Annotated in this window: 13 protein-coding genes; 10 read left to right on the top strand and 3 right to left on the bottom strand. The window is 73.2% G+C overall.

The features are described 5' to 3' along the window. The first annotated feature begins 58 nt into the window (after positions 1 to 58). Positions 59 to 973 (top strand): J domain-containing protein, encoded by a 915-nt coding sequence (locus tag IF23_RS0122570; RefSeq protein ID WP_169750026.1) that lies wholly within the window; start codon positions 59 to 61, stop codon positions 971 to 973. Between the two features lie 10 nt (positions 974 to 983). Further along, positions 984 to 1,328, top strand: a complete 345-nt coding sequence (locus IF23_RS0122575; RefSeq protein WP_078654183.1) for a rhodanese-like domain-containing protein — start codon at positions 984 to 986, stop codon at positions 1,326 to 1,328. Positions 1,329 to 1,422: 94 nt separating this feature from the next. Here IF23_RS0122575 and IF23_RS0122580 read toward each other — a convergent pair whose 3' ends face one another. Beyond that, positions 1,423 to 2,565 carry an acyl-CoA dehydrogenase family protein gene (locus tag IF23_RS0122580; RefSeq protein ID WP_030286495.1) on the bottom strand — a complete coding sequence of 381 codons (1,143 nt, stop codon included), beginning with the start codon at positions 2,563 to 2,565 and terminating at the stop codon, positions 1,423 to 1,425. 279 nt (positions 2,566 to 2,844) lie between these two features. On the opposite strand from IF23_RS0122580, the gene IF23_RS0122585 reads away from it, so the two are divergent. The 3 genes from IF23_RS0122585 to IF23_RS0122595 are packed head-to-tail and all read left to right on the top strand — an operon-like array spanning position 2,845 to position 5,640. Then, a complete protein-coding gene (locus IF23_RS0122585) occupies positions 2,845 to 3,513 on the top strand; it encodes a DUF5819 family protein (RefSeq protein ID WP_030286497.1) in 669 nt (222 codons plus the stop codon). Further along, a complete protein-coding gene (locus IF23_RS0122590; protein WP_425423873.1) occupies positions 3,510 to 4,895 on the top strand; it encodes an HTTM domain-containing protein in 1,386 nt (461 codons plus the stop codon). The genes IF23_RS0122585 and IF23_RS0122590 overlap by 4 nt, the downstream gene beginning before the upstream one ends. Positions 4,896 to 4,923: 28 nt before the next feature. Further along, positions 4,924 to 5,640: a TrmH family RNA methyltransferase gene (locus tag IF23_RS0122595; RefSeq protein ID WP_037679321.1), complete on the top strand. Its 717-nt coding sequence runs from the start codon at positions 4,924 to 4,926 to the stop codon at positions 5,638 to 5,640. A gap of 140 nt (positions 5,641 to 5,780) precedes the next feature. Here IF23_RS0122595 and paaN read toward each other — a convergent pair whose 3' ends face one another. Beyond that, the gene (gene paaN, locus IF23_RS0122600) at positions 5,781 to 7,463 is read right to left on the bottom strand and encodes a phenylacetic acid degradation protein PaaN (RefSeq protein WP_030286503.1); all 1,683 of its coding nucleotides are present in this window, start codon (positions 7,461 to 7,463) and stop codon (positions 5,781 to 5,783) included. A 346-nt stretch (positions 7,464 to 7,809) separates the two neighbouring features. Here paaN and IF23_RS0122605 point away from each other — a divergent pair, with 346 nt between their 5' ends. After that, positions 7,810 to 8,394 (top strand): TetR/AcrR family transcriptional regulator, encoded by a 585-nt coding sequence (locus tag IF23_RS0122605; protein WP_030286505.1) that lies wholly within the window; start codon positions 7,810 to 7,812, stop codon positions 8,392 to 8,394. A 9-nt stretch (positions 8,395 to 8,403) separates the two neighbouring features. Here the strand turns inward: IF23_RS0122605 and IF23_RS0122610 are convergent, their stop codons facing one another. Beyond that, positions 8,404 to 8,940, bottom strand: a complete 537-nt coding sequence (locus tag IF23_RS0122610) for an Lrp/AsnC family transcriptional regulator (RefSeq protein ID WP_030286507.1) — start codon at positions 8,938 to 8,940, stop codon at positions 8,404 to 8,406. A 221-nt stretch (positions 8,941 to 9,161) separates the two neighbouring features. On the opposite strand from IF23_RS0122610, the gene pdhA reads away from it, so the two are divergent. The 4 genes from pdhA to IF23_RS0122630 all read left to right on the top strand — a co-directional run bounded on the left by pdhA (position 9,162) and on the right by IF23_RS0122630 (position 13,896). Next, on the top strand, positions 9,162 to 10,331 hold the full coding sequence (gene pdhA, locus IF23_RS0122615; RefSeq protein WP_030286509.1) for a pyruvate dehydrogenase (acetyl-transferring) E1 component subunit alpha: 1,170 nt from the start codon (positions 9,162 to 9,164) through the stop codon (positions 10,329 to 10,331). Then, a complete protein-coding gene (locus tag IF23_RS0122620) occupies positions 10,328 to 11,359 on the top strand; it encodes an alpha-ketoacid dehydrogenase subunit beta (protein ID WP_030286511.1) in 1,032 nt (343 codons plus the stop codon). The genes pdhA and IF23_RS0122620 overlap by 4 nt, the downstream gene beginning before the upstream one ends. Further along, positions 11,359 to 12,762: a dihydrolipoamide acetyltransferase family protein gene (locus tag IF23_RS0122625; protein WP_030286513.1), complete on the top strand. Its 1,404-nt coding sequence runs from the start codon at positions 11,359 to 11,361 to the stop codon at positions 12,760 to 12,762. The genes IF23_RS0122620 and IF23_RS0122625 overlap by 1 nt, the downstream gene beginning before the upstream one ends. Positions 12,763 to 12,939: 177 nt before the next feature. Further along, on the top strand, positions 12,940 to 13,896 hold the full coding sequence (locus tag IF23_RS0122630) for an NTP transferase domain-containing protein (RefSeq protein ID WP_030286515.1): 957 nt from the start codon (positions 12,940 to 12,942) through the stop codon (positions 13,894 to 13,896). Positions 13,897 to 14,415 lie beyond the last annotated feature (519 nt).

The following is a 14,415-nucleotide window of genomic DNA, read 5'->3' on the forward strand; positions in this document are numbered from 1 at the left end:
GCCCCGCCCCTCCCCCGCACCACCTCGCCCGTCGGCCCCAGGGCCGTACGCTGGCCGGGTGACGAACTCGTACGCGGAGAACGCGCAGGACGGCCGGGACGGAGCCGACGCCACGGGGGCGGCGGATGCCGCCGATTCCAGGGGGGCGGCGGATGCGACGGATGTGCCGGGGGCGTCCGATGCGGACGGTGCGGCCGAGGCGGCGGCTACCGCGCGGCTCGCGGTGGCGGTGCGCGCCGCGGAGCAGGCGTTGATCGAGTTCGAGATTGCGGTGGAGACGTTCCGGGTGGAGGTGGAGAACTTCTCCCGCCTGCACCATCAGCGGCTCGGCCCGATGTATGCCCGGCTCGACGAGTTGGACGCGCAGATCGCGGAGGCGGTCGCCGCGCGGTCCGGTGACCCCGAGGACGTACGGAAGGCCCAGGAGGCGCGGGCGGCGGTGTTGCCGATGCCCGAGGTGGAGGAGTTGTTCCACGGCTGGATGGGGTCGGACGGGCTGTTCCCGGAGGCGCAGGCGATGCTCACCGAGCAGCCGGTGCAGCCGCCGCAGAAGGTGCGGCCGAGTGAGGAGGCGCGCCGGGCGTACCGCGATCTGGTGCGCAAGGCGCATCCGGATCTGGCGCGGGACGAGGCGGAGCGGCTGCGCCGGGACGAGTTCATCGCGCGGGTCAACGCCGCGTACGCCGCGGGGGACGAGGCGACGCTGGGCGCGCTGACGCGGGAGTGGGAGGCCGGTCCGGCCCCCGCCGAGGAGCGGCTGAGCGCGAGCGAGGAGCTGTACGCGCGGCTGGAGTGGCTGGCGGAGCGCAAGGAGATGCTGGCGGCGGTCGCGTCCGAGCTGGAGGAGAGCGCGATCGGCGCGATGATCAAGATGGCGCCGCAGGATCCGGACCGGTTGCTGGACGAGATCGCCGAGAAGCTGCTCGCCGATGTCGCCGAGCGGGAGGCGCACCTCTCCCAGCTGGTCGGGTAGCGTCGGGGGCATGCACACAGGTTCTCTGCCCACGGTTGGTGTCGACGCGCTCACGTCCGAGGATTTCCTGCTGGACGTCCGTGAGGACGACGAGTGGGCGGCGGGGCACGCCGAGGGCGCCCTGCACCTTCCGATGAGCGATTTCGTGGCCCGTTACGGCGAGTTGACCGAGGCGGCGCCGGCCGACGGCAAGGTCTATGTGATCTGCCGCTCCGGTGGACGTTCCGCGCAGGTCGCGCAGTATCTGATCCAGCAGGGCATCGACGCGGTGAACGTCGTCGGCGGGATGCAGGCGTGGGAGTCCGCCGGTCGTCCGGTCTCGGACGGCAAGGGCGGCACCGGCTCCGTCATCTGAGGTTCATGGGCGGGCCGGGCACTGTGCTCGGCCCGCTTTTCGGTTTTCCGGCCGTTCTTGTCCGGCCGTTTTCGGCCACGGCGGTTGCCCTCGGTCAGCTGCCCTCCCGTAGCGGGTGGGTGGCGAGGAGGTCGCCGAGGGTTTCCTCGTGGGCGGCGGCGGGGCCGAGGGCGAGTTCCAGCTGTTTGGCCCAGGCGTGGTAGCGGTGCAGTGCGTAGTCGGTGTCCGCGCCGAAGCCGCCGTGCAGATGCTGGGCGGTCTGCACGGTGCGGCGGATGCCGTCCGACGCCCAGATCTTGGCGACCGCCACGTCTCCTTCCGGCGGCAGTGCGCCCGCCGTGTCCGTTCCGATGCGCCAGGCGGCCTGCCAGAGGGTGGCGGCCATCGCGCGGAGGTCGATGAACCGGTCGGCGGTCTGTACCGCGACCGCCTGGAACGTGGCGAGGGGGAAGCCGAACTGTTCGCGTTTCCCGGTGTAGTCGGCGGTCATCGCGAGCACCGCCTCGCCCAGGCCCAGTGCGAGGGCGCAGGTTCCGCAGGTCAGCAGCTGTTGCAGCGCCTCGGCGGCGCCGGGGGCGGTCAGTACGTCCGAGGCGGTGAGCCGTACCGAGGTGAGCCGTAGTTCGGCGTGGCGTTCGCCGGTGGTCGGGATCTGCTCGTGGCGGGTGAGTCCGGGGGCGGTGAGCGGGGCGAGGGCGAGGACCGTTCGGCCGTCGGGGGTGTGGGCGGGCAGCAGGACCCGGTCGGCGCCGTAGGCCCAGGGGACGGCGGTCTGGACGCCGTCGAGGAGCCAGTCGTCGCCGTCCTGGTGTGCGGTGATGGCGAGGTGTGCCGCGTCGTGGCCGGTGCGTCCGGCGGAGGCTGTGGTGATCACGAGTTCGCCGCGGCCGATGCGGGGCAGCAGGTCGGCGCGGACCGCTTCCGGCGCATGGTGTTGCAGCAGGTGGGAGGCGGCGGCGCACTCCAGGAGCGGGACCCGGGCGAGGACCCGGCCGGCTTCGCGGAGCACCAGGCAGAGGGCGATCGGGTCGAGTCCGGCGCCGCCGTGTTCGGGTGCGGTGAGCAGGCTCAGCAGGTCGGCGTGGGCGAGGGTGCGCCACAGGTCCCGGTCGAAGTCGTCGGCTACGGCGCCCGCGGTGAGCGCCGGGCTGGGGACCGCGTCGGGCGCCACGTGCGCGAAGACGGCTTTTGCCGCCTCGGTGGCGGCCTGCTGCTCCTCGGTGAAGGTGAAGTCCACTGGTTGTCCTTCCGCGGGCGGCGACCTGACGGAGCGTCAAGGTAGAACAGGTTGCAGGAATTGGGAATGCGTACGGCCGCGGGGTGCGGTTCCCGGCCCGGTGGGGGCGGGGTGCGTACGGGCGGATGCCCGACAGGTGTGCGGCGGGTCCGGTCCCGGGCGTCGGCCCCGGGCCGCGTCCGGGGCGTCGTCGGCCGGGGGAAGCTGTGCCCGGTCGGGGTCTCTGGGTACGGTTCCGGGGCGTAGTGGGCCGATCGGGAATCTGGGAACGGGGCGGGAATGCAGTCAATCGGGGACGAATCGCGGCCGGTGGCCGCGCTCTCGCTGCCCTCGCGGATCGTCATATGCATGGCGGTCAGCGCCGTGGCCGTGGCCGTGGCGGTTCATCTGGCCATGATGTTTCTGCACATCGCGCCGGAGAACACGCTCACCAAGGCGCAGGGTTCGGCGATCAGTGAGTACGTCTACCCCGAGTACGAGCAGAACTGGAAGCTGTTCGCGCCCAATCCGATGCAGCAGAACGTCGCCGTCCAGGTGCGCGCGGAGCTGCGGACCGGCGACGGTGGGCTGCGGACCACCGGCTGGACCGATCTCACCGCGCGCGACAGCCGGGCGATCCACCACAATCCGGTCCCCAGCCACACGGAGCAGAACCAACTGCGGCGTGCCTGGGAGTACTTCGGCAGCACGCACAATGCGCAGAACGTCCCGATCGGGGTGCGCGGTGAGCTGTCCGAGCAGTACATCCGGCGGATCACGGTGCGGCGGATGGAGCCGGAGTGGTCGCGGCTGGGGCGCCTCGAACGGCTTCAGGTCCGCTCGGTGACGACGCCGGTCGCCCCGCCGCACTGGAGCAGCGAGAAGATCAGCGACAAGCCCGCGTTCCGTGTGCTGCCCTGGTGGCCAGTCACCACGGCCGACCTGCCCGAGGGGACGGAGAGCAAGTGACCGCAGCACCTGACGCACCACGGGATCAGCAGGACCGGCGGGAGCAGGAGCACCGGGAGGACCGGGACCGGCGGGTCCCGGCGGCGCGGGAGGAGGCCGCACCGGCTTCCGGGGCCGCACCGGCTTCCGGGGTCGCGCCCGCCGCCCCGGCCTCGTCCCCGCCCGCCGAAACCCGTATCGAACGCCTCGTGGGGCACGGATTCCGGCTGGTCACCGGGCGGGCGATGGCGCCGTACCAGACGGCGGTGGTCCGGATCGGGTTCGCGGCGACATGGCTGCTGTTCCTGCTCCGGGAGTGGCCGCACCGCGCGGAGCTGTACGGGCCGGACAGTCCGTTCAGCCTGGACATGGCGCGGCAGTTGCTCGACGGCAACCACGCCTTCTCGGTGCTGCCGTGGTCGGACGGGCGCGGCTGGTTCGAGGTGGTCTATCTCCTCGCGGTCGTCTCCGCCGCGCTGCTGATGCTGGGCTGGCGTACCCGCACCATGTCGGTGCTGTTCATGCTCGGTGTGCTGTCGCTGCAGAACCGCAGCATTCTCATCGGCGACGGCGGCGACAACATCATCCATCTGATGTCGATGTACCTGGTGCTGACCCGGTGCGGGCAGGTGTGGTCGCTGGACGCCCGGCGTGCCCGGCGCGCGGCCGAGCGGGGCGAGGGCGCCGGGCGTGATCTGCCGGGTGTCGTGCTGTGGGCCGTTCTGGGGCTGGCGCTCGCTGTGGCGCAGCTGTTCGGCTGCTCCGGTCTGAGCTGGTTCGGGCACGGCCCGTTCCCGTACGTCGGCTGGGGGCTGGCGCTGTGGCTGCTGTGGGCCGCGCACGGGCTGCGGTGGGTGGTGGACCGGCGGGCGCCCGGGGAGCCGCGGATCGTGCTCGATGTGCTGGGCGCGGTGCTGCACAACGGCGCGCTGCTGGTGATCATGGCCCAGGTCTGTCTCGTCTACGCGACCGCCGGCTGGCTCAAGATCCAGGGCTCGCGCTGGCAGGACGGCACCGCGGTCTACTACCCGATGCATCTGGACTACTTCTCGCCGTGGCCGGAGCTGTCCGTGCTGCTCGGCACCAGCGGGCTGCTGGTGCTGCTGATCACCTACGGCACGGTGATCGTGCAGGTCGCCTTCCCGTTCACCGTCTTCAACCGGCGGCTGAAGAACGTTCTGCTGGTGGTGATGGTCTGCGAGCACCTGTCGATCGCGTTCCTGCTGGGGCTGCCGTTCTTCTCCCTGGCGATGGTCGCCGCCGACCTGGTGTTCCTGCCGACGCCCTTCCTGACCTGGATCGGCGGCCGGATCTCGGAGCTCCGCGCCCGCCGCACCGGGCGGGGCGGTCCGGCGGAGCCGTCCGCCGCCGAGGAGGGGGAGCGGGCACCGGCCGGTACGTAGCGCTCCGGCGGGGTTCTACGCTCGTGGGGTGAGCAGCGAGACAACCATCCCGGCCGAGCAGGGCCCCGACGCCGCGGCGGAGCCGTCCGCCGCGGCCGAACCGCTCCAGTACGACGAGGGCTACGGCCCGAAGATCGGCGTCGGGCCGCACCCCGAGCCGTGGCCGGAGGACGACCGGTACGACCCGGAGCTGCTCGCCGGGGGCGACCGGCGCAATGTCGTCGACCACTACCGCTACTGGACGCGGGAGGCGATCGTCGCGGATCTCGACACCCGGCGCCACGACTTCCATGTCGCGGTCGAGAACTGGGGCCACGACTTCAACATCGGCTCCGTGGTGCGGACCGCCAACGCCTTCCTCGCCAAGGAGGTCCATATCGTCGGGCAGCGGCGCTGGAACCGCCGCGGTGCGATGGTGACCGACCGCTATCAGCACGTCCGGCACCACCCGGGCACCGAGGAGCTGACCGCCTGGGCCGCCGCCGAGGGGCTGCCGATCATCGGGATCGACAACCTTCCGGGCGCGGTGCCGCTGGAGACCACCGCGTTGCCGCGCCGCTGTGTGCTGCTCTTCGGCCAGGAGGGTCCGGGGCTGACGGATGAGGCGCGGCGGCACGCCTCGGTGGTCTGCTCGATCGCGCAGTTCGGCTCGACGCGGTCGATCAACGCGGGCGCCGCCGCGGCCATCGCCATGCACGCCTGGATCGGCCGCCATGCCGTCATCGAGCCGCCGGTCGCCCCCTGACGCGGAAGCGCCAACGCCCCGGCCGGAGGCGAACGGTGCCTCCGGCCGGGGCGTCGGGGTGCGGGCCGCGGACGGGCGGCCCGGACCGGTTCGACGTTTCACGTGAAACATGACCGGCGGACCGCCCCGCCCGCCGGGCTTCACGCCGGGCGCCGTACCTCCACCGTCCGGAAGCGGTTGGCGACGAACGCGCCGTCGCACAGGGCCGCGTTGGCGGACGGGTTGCCGCCGGAGCCGTGGAAGTCGGAGAACGCCGCGGTCTGGTTCACATAGACCCCGCCGGTCAGGTTGAGCGACAGCTGGGCGCACTCGTCCAGGCAGACGTCCTGCACCTGGCGCTCCACCTCGGGCGAGGTGGTGTACGCGCCGACCGTCATGGCGCCCTGCTCGCGGACGGTGTCCCGGAGCAGCGCCACCGCGTCGTCCGCCGAGTCGACGGCGACCGCGAAGGAGACGGGGCCGAAGCACTCCGTCCGGCAGACCGCCTCGGACTCCGGCTTCGCGCCGTCCAGCTTGATGATCGCGGGGGTGTGTACCGTCGCCCCGGGGAACTCCGGATGTGTCACCGTCCGGGAGGCCAGCGCCACCTCACCCAGCTCGCCTGCGCCGTCCAGACGCGCCTTGACCTGCGGGTTCACCAGCGCGCCGAGCAGGGCGTTGGCGCGGGCGTCGTCGCCGAGCAGCCCGCTGACCGCGCCCGCCAGATCCGTGACCACCTCGTCGTACGACTTCGGTCCGGCGTCCGTGGTGATGCCGGCCCGGGGGATGAGGAGGTTCTGCGGGGTGGTGCACATCTGGCCGCTGTAGAGGGAGAGGGAGAAGGCGAGGTTGCCGAGCATGCCCTTGTAGTCGTCGGTCGACTCGATGACGACGGTGTTGACCCCGGCCTTCTCGGTGTACACCTGCGCCTGGCGGGCGTTGCTCTCCAGCCAGTCGCCGAAGGCGGTCGAGCCGGTGTAGTCGATGATCCGGATCTCCGGGCGCACGGCGAGTGTCTTGGCCAGGCCCTCGCCGGGACGGTCCACCGCCAGGCATACCAGGTCGGCGGGGAACCCGGCCTCGGTCAGCACCTCGCGGGCCACCCGCACCGTGAGGGCCAGCGGGAGCACGGCCTGGGGGTGCGGCTTGACCAGGACCGGGTTGCCGGTCGCCAGGGAGGCGAAGAGGCCCGGGTAGCCGTTCCAGGTGGGGAAGGTGTTGCAGCCGATCATCAGGGCCACACCGCGCGGTACGGCGGTGAACGCCTTGGTCAGCTCCAGCGGATCGCGCTTGCCCTGCGGCTTCGACCAGGGCGCCTGCTCCGGGACGCGCGCCTGCTCGGCGTACGCGTACGCCACCGCCTCCATGCCGCGGTCCTGGGCGTGCGGCCCACCGGCCTGGAACGCCATCATGAACGCCTGCCCGCTGGTGTGCATCACGGCCTGGGCGAACTCATGGGTGCGGGCGCTGATCCGGGCCAGGATCTCCAGACAGACGGCCGCCCGCGTCTCGGGGCCCGCGTCCCGCCAGGTCGGCAGCGCCGCGCGCATCGCGGGCAGCAGCACCTCGGGGTCGGGGTGCGGGTAGGTGATGCCCAGCTCCGGGCCGTACGGGGAGACTTCCTCGCCGACCCAGTCGTCGGTGCCGGGCTGGTCGAGGTCGAAGCGGGTGCCGCGCAGCGCCTCGAAGGCGGCGAGGCCGTCCGGCGCCGCGGTCTCGCCGTACGCCTTGGGGTGCTCGGGGTGCGGCGACCAGTAGGCACGGGTGCGGATGGTCTCCAGCGCCTTGTCGAGCGTCGGGCGGTGCTTCTCGATCAACTGCGCGGGGGTCATGTCGGCGGCCATCGAAGACCAACTCCTCGTCGAACCGGGCGGAGGGGGAACAGGGTGCGGAGCGCAAAGGCTGGGCGGACGGAGTAACGGAGTTAGAGTAACCGAACGATCGGTCGGGGCAAGGGGGTCCGATGAGCCTGTGGAGAACTCGGCCGGGAAGCGCCGGGCGGTGGACGGCGCGCGGCGCGTGCCCGTACGGAGAAAACGCCGGTCAGGCGGGTGCGGCCCGCCCGCGCGGGGCCGGTCCCGGGGGCCCGGCGGGAATTCCGCACGCCGTCGGCGGCCTGCGGAAACGGCCGATTGGTGCCGTCCGGTTTCCGAGGCGCCGTGCGCGGGCGGCGGAAGGGGTGCTGTAATCATGACCATGGCCAAGCGCGACACCTACACGCCCGATTCGCTGCTCGCGGTCGCCGTCGAGGTGTTCAACGAGCGCGGGTACGACGGCACCTCCATGGAGCACCTCTCCCGGGCGGCCGGTATCTCCAAGTCCTCGATCTACCACCACGTCCGCAGCAAGGAAGAGCTGCTGCGGCGGGCCATAAACCGTGCGCTGGACGGGCTCTTCGGCGTCCTGGAGGAGCCGGGTGCCACCGGCGGCCGGGCGATCGAGCGCCTGGAGTACGTCACCCGCCGGGTGGCCGAGGTCCTGCTGGACGAGCTGCCCTATGTGACGCTGCTGCTGCGGGTGCGGGGCAACACCGACACCGAGCGGTGGGCCATGGAGCGCCGCCGTGAGTTCGACCACCGGGTCGCCGCACTGCTGAAGGAGGCCGCCGCCGACGGCGACCTCCGCCCGGACGTCGACATCCCGCTGGCCACCCGGCTGCTCTTCGGCATGATCAACTCGATCGTCGAGTGGTACCGCCCGGGGCGCGGCGCCGGTCGGGACGAGGTCGCCGAAGCCGTCGTCCGTACCGCCTTCGCGGGGCTGCGCACCTCCTGACGGGGCCGCTCACCCGCTCTGCGGGCCGAGCCCGGTCTCCTCGAAGACCAGCAGGGTGCGGGTGCTCAGCACCTCCGGCATCGCCTGGATCCGGGTCAGCACCAGCTCCCGCAGCTCGCGGTTGTCCTTGGTGTGCACCAGCAGCAATACATCGAAATCCCCGCTGACCAGCGCGATGTGGGAGGCGCCGGGGAGCGCGGTGAGCTGTTCGCGCACGGTGCGCCAGGAGTTCTGGACGATCTTCAGCGTGATGTAGGCGGACGCGCCCTGGCCCGCCCGTTCCTGGTCGACACGGGCGCTGAAACCGCGGATCACACCGTCGTCGATCAGCCTGTTGATGCGCGCGTACGCATTGGCGCGCGAGACGTGGACGCGCTCGGCGACCGACCGTATCGAGGCGCGTCCGTCGGTCTGCAGCATGTGCAGGATCGACCGGTCGATGGTGTCCAGCGGGCGGGCCGGGGGCGCCGTCGGCAGGGGTGGCGGGGGCGGTCCCGTCGCCCCCGACGGCGCTGCGCCGGGATGGGCCATCTGTTCGTCCGGCATATGGTCCCGCCTCCCCTTCGTGGACGCCCTGTCTTCATCTGAAGCTGTGGAGAACCGTTTGTCCACAGGCTGGGCCCGCCTGTAGCCAAAATGCATCAGCGACCGAACAATCGGTAGGGAAGGGCTGCGCGCCCCGACCCGTTTCATCCTGCCCACCCGTCGCCCGCCCCCATCCCACGAGGCGCTCCGCGCCACCCCTTCGATTCGAGGAGGTGCTCGTCATGACGGTCCTTGAGCAGCCCGGCAGCAGCAGGCGCAAGGGCGAGCTGCCCGGCCCGCCGCCCGCCTGGCACCCCCGCGTCGCCCCGGCGCCGCTCCTGCCCGACGCGGAACCCCACCGGGTGCTCGGCACGGACGCCGCCCGGCAGCTCGACGCCGCGCTCCTGAAGCGGCTCTACGTCCAGCTCGTGCGTGGCCGCCGGTACAACACCCAGGCCACCGCCCTCACCCGCCAGGGGCGCCTCGCGGTCTACCCGTCCTCCACCGGCCAGGAGGCGTGCCAGGTCGCCGCCGCGCTCGCCCTCCAGGAGCGGGACTGGCTCTTCCCCAGCTACCGCGACACCCTCGCCGCCGTCGCCCGCGGTCTCGACCCCGTCGAGGCGCTGACCCTGCTGCGCGGCGACTGGCACACCGGCTACGACCCCCGCGCCTGCCGCATCGCCCCCCTGTGCACCCCGCTCGCCACCCAGCTCCCGCACGCCGTCGGGCTGGCCCACGCCGCCCGTCTGAAGGGCGACGACGTGGTCGCGCTCGCCCTGGTCGGCGACGGCGGCACCAGCGAGGGCGACTTCCACGAGGCGCTGAACTTCGCCGCCGTGTGGCAGGCACCGGTCGTCTTCCTGGTGCAGAACAACGGCTTCGCGATCTCCGTCCCGCTCGCCAAGCAGACCGCCGCGCCGTCCCTGGCCCACAAGGCCGTCGGTTACGGCATGCCGGGCCGCCTGGTGGACGGCAACGACGCCCCCGCGGTGCACGGCGTGCTCACCGAGGCGGTCCGCCGGGCCCGGGAGGGCGGCGGACCCACCCTCGTCGAGGCCATCACCTACCGCGTCGAGGCCCACACCAACGCCGACGACGCCACCCGCTACCGCACCGCCGACGAGGTCGAGACCTGGCAGGCGCACGACCCGATAGCCCTGATGGAGCGCGAGCTGACCGCCCGGGGTCTGCTCACCGACGACTTCGCCGCCGAGACGCGGGACGGCGCCGAGGAGATGGCGGCCGACCTGCGCGAACGGATGCACCAGGACCCGCCGCTCGACCCGGACGACCTCTTCACCCATGTCTACGCCGAGCGGACCAGCCAACTCCGGCAGCAGTCCGACCAGTTGCGCGCCGAGCTGGCCGCCGCAGCCGCCACCGACGAGCCCGCCCAGGAGGCCCGGCCATGACCCCGACCGCCGCCACCGCGCGCAAGCCCGCCACCATGGCGCAGGCACTCACCCGCGCGCTGCGCGACGCCCTGGCCGAGGACCCGACCGTCCATGTGATGGGTGAGGACGTCGGCACGCTGGGCGGCGTCTTCCGCGTCACCGACGGACTGACCGCCGAATTCGGCGAGGACCGCTGTACGGACACCCCGCTCGCCGAGGCGGGCATCCTCGGCACCGCGGTCGGCATGGCCATGTACGGCCTGCGGCCGGTGGTCGAGATGCAGTTCGACGCCTTCGCCTACCCGGCGTTCGAGCAGCTGGTCAGCCATGTCGCCAAGATGCGCAACCGCACCCGCGGCGCCCTCCCGATGCCGCTGACGATCCGCATCCCCTACGGCGGCGGCATCGGCGGCGTCGAGCACCACAGCGACGCCTCCGAGGCGTACTACCTGGCGACTCCGGGGCTCCAGGTCGTCACGCCCGCCACGGTCGAGGACGCGTACGGACTGCTGCGCGCCGCCATCGCCTCGGACGATCCGGTCGTCTTCCTCGAGCCGAAGCGCCTCTACTGGTCCAAGGCCGACTGGTCGCCCGAGGCGCCCGGCGAGGTGCCGCCCCTGGGACGCGCCGCGGTACGCCGCCGGGGCGCCGACGCCACGCTGATCACCTACGGGCCGTCGCTGCCGGTCTGCCTGGAGGCGGCGGAGGCGGCGCGGGCCGAGGGCTGGGATCTGGAGGTCGTCGATCTGCGGTCGCTGATGCCGTTCGACGACGAGACGGTCTGTGCGTCGGTGCGGTGTACCGGGCGGGCGGTCGTCGTCCACGAGTCCAGCGGGTTCGGTGGCCCGGGCGGCGAGATCGCGGCGCGCATCACGGAGCGCTGTTTCCACCACCTGGAAGCCCCGGTGCTGCGGGTGGCGGGATTCGACATTCCCTATCCGCCGCCGATGCTGGAGAGGCATCATCTCCCTGGAGTGGACCGCATTCTCGACACCGTCGCCCGCCTCCAGTGGGAGTCGGACTGGACCGAAGGGAGGGGCGTGTGATGGCTGTGGTCCGTGAATTCACCCTGCCCGACCTGGGGGAGGGCCTCACCGAGGCCACCATCGTGCAGTGGATGGTCGAGATCGGCGAGGTGGTCTCGGTCGATCAGCCGGTCGTCGAGGTCGAGACGGCCAAGGCGATGGTCGAGGTGCCCTGCCCGTACGGCGGTGTGGTCACCGCGCGCTTCGGGGACGAGGGCACCGATCTGCCGGTCGGCGCCCCGCTGATCACCGTCGCGGTCGGCGCGTCCAGCTCGGTGGCGGAGCCCGCGGATCTGTCCCCGGACGCGGCGCCGGAGGCCGCCCCCGCCGCGGAGGAGACCGTTCCGGCGGAGTCCGGCGAGGGCTCGGGGAACGTCCTGGTCGGCTACGGCACGAGCGCGGCGGCCGCCCGCCGACGCCGGGTCCGGCCCGGTGGCGCCACCAGGAGCGGCAGCACGGCGGACGGTTCCGCCGCCGCCCGGCCGGAGACCGCCGCACCCGAGGAGCCCCGGGACCCGGAGGAGTCCGACGCGAGCCGTACGGTGGCGGTCATCTCCCCGCTGGTCCGCCGGATGGCCCGGGAACACGGCCTGGACCTCGCCACACTGCGCGGCACCGGGCGGCACGGGCTGATCCTGCGGACGGACGTCGAGCGCGCGGTCCGCGAACGGCAGGCCCCCGCGGTCACCGCTCCCGCAGGTCCGGTCGTCGCGGACGCCGGGCGGGCCCGGGCCGAGGGCGAGCGGATACCGCTGCGGGGGATGCGCGGGGCGGCGGCCGAGAAGTTCAGCCGCAGCCGCCGGGAGATCCCGGACGCCACCTGCTGGGTCGACGCCGACGCCACCGAACTCCTCGCCGCCCGCCGGGCGATGAACGCACCCGGCGCCCCCAAGGTGTCGCTGCTGGCGCTGCTCGCCCGGATCTGCACCGCGGCGCTCGCGCGCTTCCCGGAGCTGAACGCCACGATCGACACCGAGACCCAGGAGATCGTCCGGCTGCCCGAGGTCCATCTGGGCTTCGCCGCGCAGACCGACCGTGGCCTGGTGGTGCCGGTGGTGCGCGACGCCCACACCCGTACGGTCGAGGGCCTCTCCGCGGAGATCGCCCGGCTCACCGAGAGCGCCCGCTCCGGCGGACTCTCCCTCGCCGATCTGACCCGCGGCACCTTCACCCTCAACAACTACGGCGTCTTCGGCGTGGACGGCTCCACCCCGATCATCAACCACCCCGAGGCCGCGATGCTCGGAGTGGGCCGGATATCCCCCAAACCCTGGGTGCACGACGGTGAACTGGCGGTACGCCAGGTCGTCCAGCTGTCCTTCACCTTCGACCACCGGGTGTGCGACGGCGGCACGTCCGGCGGTTTCCTGCGCTACGTCGCGGACTGCGTGGAGCAGCCGGCGGTGTTGCTGCGCGGCCTGTGAGCCGACCCTCCGGGAGCCGGGCGGCGCCGCGGCTCCCGGAGCGGTGAGGACGGGCGAACCGGGCGCCGGGTTCCGGCCGTCTCCCGGTGGCCGGAAGGGGCCGCGGGGTGCGGCCGGTCCGTGCCGGGGGCCGCTCCCGGGCGGTGTGCGCGCCGCGGACCTGGCGATACTCAAGAGGTGAGCGATACGCGACGGCCGCCCGCGGGCCGCACCGGGGCACCCGAGGCCCTCCCCGTCCATGACGTCCTCGTCCTGGCCGGGGGCGCCGCCCGACGGCTCGGCGGCGCGGACAAGCCCGCGCTCTCCGTCGGCGGCCGACCACTGCTCGACCGGGTGCTGGCCGCCTGCCCCGCCGCGGCGACCACCGTCGTCGTCGGGCCCGTACGCCCGACCACCCGCACCGTGGTGCACGCCCTGGAGGACCCGCCGGGCGGCGGCCCGCTGGCGGCACTCGACGCGGGCCTGCGGCACACCACCGCCCCGACGGTGCTGGTTCTCGCCGCCGACCTGCCCTTTCTCACCCCGGCCACGGTGCGCACGCTGCTGGCGGCGGTGGCCGGTGCGCCCGCGGACGGCGCCGCCCGTGTGGACGGCGCGCTGCTGCGGGACGCCGGGGGCCGCGATCAGCCGCTGGTGGCGGCGTACCGACGGGCGGCGCTCCACCGGGAGTTGACGGCGCTGCGCGCGTCCCACGGCACGCTCTCCGGGCTGCCGCTGCGCGCGGTGACGGCCGCTCTGGCGCTGGAACGCGTCACGGACGTACCGGCCGAGGCGTCCTTCGACTGCGACACCTGGGAGGACGTCGGCGCGGCCCGCGCCCGGATCAGGGAGCATGGAGGCGTGTTGGACGAATGGATCACCGCAGTCAAGGCCGAACTGGGCATCGAGCTGGATGTCGACACCAAGGCGCTGTTGGACCTCGCCCGGGACGCGGCACACGGTGTGGCCCGTCCGGCCGCGCCGCTGACGACGTTTCTGATCGGGTACGCGGCGGGCCGTCAGGGGAGCGGCGGTGATGTGACGGACGCGTCCCGGCGGATCGCCGCGCTCGCCGAACGCTGGGCGGCGGAGAACGCGTCCGGCGACGCTCCCTCCGGCGGCGCGGGGCGGCCCGAGCCGAAGTCCGCTCCATGACCGAGGGCGATTTCGACGACGCCTTCGCCGACGCCCTGGCCGTCGCCAACGGCGACCGGTACGCGCCGACGGCAGCCGGTCCGGACGGCGGCGTGGGGGGCTCCGGCTCTCCGGACAACGGTGATTCCGCAGAAGACGAGGAGCCTCGGGCGGCTGCGGCGGACGCGTCATTCGCGGCGGCGGACGGGGACGGGCCGGGCCCGGCTGCGGCCCCTGCCGCGGCCACCGCTTCGGCTCGCGCCCCGAAGCGTGCCCGGTCCACGGCGGCGAAGCGGGCACGGGCGGCGGATACGCCCCCGGCTTCCGCCCCGGAAGCGGCCGGGGCCCCGGCCGCCGATCCGGACCTGGCCACGCCCCTGCCCTCCGCCTCCGTCCCGGCCCCGTCCCCGGCGCGCGAACCTGCCTCGGACCTGGATCTTCTCGTCCGGCTGGTGGGAGAGGCGGGCACGGCACGGCGGACGGCGCCGGAGCGGGCGACGGTCCGGGTCCCGGGCCCCGCGGAGCCCGTTCCGGTGGAGT

The sequence above is a fragment of the Streptomyces catenulae genome (genome assembly GCF_000718015.1).
Lineage (GTDB): Bacteria > Actinomycetota > Actinomycetes > Streptomycetales > Streptomycetaceae > Streptomyces > Streptomyces catenulae.

Coding starts and splice junctions, on each gene's coding strand:
- IF23_RS0122610 (WP_030286507.1), bottom strand. CDS start 8,940: ATGCCGGACGAACAGATGGCCCATCCCGGCGCAGCGCCGTCGGGGGCG.
- IF23_RS0122620 (WP_030286511.1), top strand. CDS start 10,328: ATGACCCCGACCGCCGCCACCGCGCGCAAGCCCGCCACCATGGCGCAG.
- IF23_RS0122585 (WP_030286497.1), top strand. CDS start 2,845: ATGCAGTCAATCGGGGACGAATCGCGGCCGGTGGCCGCGCTCTCGCTG.
- IF23_RS0122605 (WP_030286505.1), top strand. CDS start 7,810: ATGACCATGGCCAAGCGCGACACCTACACGCCCGATTCGCTGCTCGCG.
- IF23_RS0122575 (WP_078654183.1), top strand. CDS start 984: ATGCACACAGGTTCTCTGCCCACGGTTGGTGTCGACGCGCTCACGTCC.
- paaN (WP_030286503.1), bottom strand. CDS start 7,463: ATGGCCGCCGACATGACCCCCGCGCAGTTGATCGAGAAGCACCGCCCG.
- pdhA (WP_030286509.1), top strand. CDS start 9,162: ATGACGGTCCTTGAGCAGCCCGGCAGCAGCAGGCGCAAGGGCGAGCTG.
- IF23_RS0122625 (WP_030286513.1), top strand. CDS start 11,359: ATGGCTGTGGTCCGTGAATTCACCCTGCCCGACCTGGGGGAGGGCCTC.